The following is a 2,606-nucleotide window of genomic DNA, read 5'->3' on the forward strand; positions in this document are numbered from 1 at the left end:
CAACATCTTCAACGTCCGCCCGCGTCGCGTGTCGCAGATCGTCAACTACCTCGGTTCGCGCGCCTATGACACGGCGTCCATGCAGATCCCGATGACAGGTGGTTACTACTATGGCCGTGTGAACGCTTCCTTCTGAAGCGCTATTGCTCCTGCCACAGATTTGAAGCCGGTCAGCCGCAAGGTTGGCCGGTTTTTCTTTGTGGAAAGTAATGTTGGGATTTTCCTGATTCTCCACGCCGTATGTTTCGGTGATGCGAACGGTATGTTGCTTACCGGCAACAGTTCGAGTTCAGAATGACACGGTATCGATATATTCTCTTTTGCTTGATGCTCTCTTTAACGTAAGCCTGAGGCATCAGGACGCAGCGCCAAGCTGCGCGATACTGGAGCCTCCGCCGAACATGACCTCTCGACGCAGACTTTTCGCCGCCACTATCCTTGCAGTGCCCATGCTCGGGAGCAGCATGGCGGCCGTCGCCGACACGCGTCCTGCTTCGACGACCCACGCGAAAACCCACAGCAAGACGTCTGCGCACGGCGTCAGGGCGAAGGCCGCTTCGACGACAGCGGCGAGCACGACCGCCCCGGCGAGTGGCGTAGCCCCGGCTGCAGCTCCGGTGAAGCGCGCGCATTTCACGAATGACGCCAACGAAGCCGTCATCGTCACCGGCACGCACAGCGCCAATCGGCACGCGCGTCAGAGCGTGAGCCCCGTCACCGTTCTGACTTCCGCTGTTCTGCAGCGTTCGGGTATGATCAATCTTGGGGATGCGCTGGTGCGCACCTATCCCCAGATCAACGTTCCGACGATGGGCGCGGACGCTGCGGCGCTGGTGTCGGCGATCAACATGCGTGGCCTCAGCGCCAACGAAGTTCTGGTTCTGTTTGATGGCAAACGCCGCCACACGACAGGCAACTTCACTGCGGATTCTGGACCGAACTTCGGCACGACCGGCGTCGATCTCAGCATGATCCCCGCCAACATGATCGATCATATCGAAGTGCTGGAAGACGGCGCGGCGGCGATGTATGGCTCCGACGCCATCGCGGGTGTTGTTAACATCATCACCAAGAAGACCGATCACGGCATCAACATGAGCGCCCAGACCGGCGCCAACGCTTATGCCGGGTCGGGCTGGCAGTATCAGCTCAATCTCGACGGCGGCATGAAGCTCGGCAAGGATGGCTACATCCATCTGTTCGGGCAGGTGTCGCACACGGACCATTTCCTGGCGAGCGGCGCGCATGACCATCGTCTGACTGGCAACCAGCCCTCCTATGCGGACGCCGCCAGCTATACCGGTCAGTCGATTCCCAGCAATTCGAACCACATCATGAGCACGCCGGAAGAAACGCGCGAGAATTTCGGTCTGGACTGGGGCAAGCCGCTGAACGACGACGTCGAGTTCTACGGCAACATCACCTACGCTCATCGCCATTCGGAAGCGTATGAAAACTACCGCGTTCCGAATGTCGGCGGCGGTGTCGCGGAATCGATTTTCCCTTACGGCTTCTCGCCGCTGGAGACGATCGAGGAGAACGACTACTCGGCCACCGTTGGCGCGAAAGGCGACAATTTCCTCGGCTTCGAGTGGGATGTGTCCTCGACCTACGGTTCGGATTACGACAAGGTCGGCAACAAGAACACGGTCAACACGGGTATGTTGCAGTCGACCTGTTCGACCGACGCGTCCAGCGCGTACTACTCGAGCGCCGGGTGTGGTTACAGCCCGACCGACGCGCGGGCTGAGAGCTACGCCATGACGCAGTGGACGAACAATCTCGATTTCCGCCGCCGCTTCAATATCGGTCATGTCGTCCCTATGACGCTCGCCTTCGGCATGGAACAGCGGATGGACGCCTACCAGATCTGGGCGGGAAATCCTGTTTCCTACGTTCTGGGCGGCACGCAGGGTTACGCCGGTCTGGCGCCGCAAAATTCCGGCAAATGGTATCGCGACGTCTGGGCGTGGTACATGGACGGCGACTTCCACTTCACCAAGAAGTGGGAGATGGATTTCGCAGGCCGCTTCGAGCACTACACCGACGTCGGCGACACCGAGAACGGCAAGATCTCGACGCGCTATGACTTCACCAAACGTATCGGCGTCCGCGCGACGATCAGCACCGGCTTCCGCGCTCCGACTCTGGCCGAAGAGCATTTCAGCGCCATGAACGTGTCGCCCACTGGCGCCTCGGGCCTGCTGGCCGCAAGCTCTGCGTCAGCGAAGGCGCTCGGCTCGCCGGGTCTGAAGCCGGAGCGTTCGATCAGCGAGAGTGGCGGCATCGTCGTGGAGCCGATTACTGGCCTGCATGTCGAAGCTGATGTCTATCAGATCAACATGCGTGACCGCATCGTTCAGGGCGGAACCGTCAACGGACAGACCGCCATCGACGCGATCGAGTCCATGGGCTTCTCTCTGCCGGGCAACGCTTACAACGCCAACAGCGTTAGCGCGTACTATCTTGCGAACGGTGCGAGCACGCGCACGCAGGGTCTGGACATCAAGGCGGACTACACGTTCCGCATGCAAAAGCACGGCAACCTGATGCTGAGCATGGCGCTTGATCTCAACCGCACGCGCCTGCATCACAACGGCATCGGC

Annotated in this window: 1 protein-coding gene; it reads left to right on the forward strand. The window is 60.2% G+C overall.

Annotation, left to right across the window (positions count from 1 at the left end; genetic code table 11):
- Positions 1-401: 401 nt before the first annotated feature.
- Positions 402-2,606 (forward strand): TonB-dependent receptor domain-containing protein (locus tag HK28_RS13355; protein ID WP_198945902.1); only part of this gene is annotated, 2,205 nt, incomplete at its 3' end.

This window comes from Acetobacter sp. DsW_063, assembly GCF_002153745.1.
Classification (GTDB): domain Bacteria; phylum Pseudomonadota; class Alphaproteobacteria; order Acetobacterales; family Acetobacteraceae; genus Acetobacter.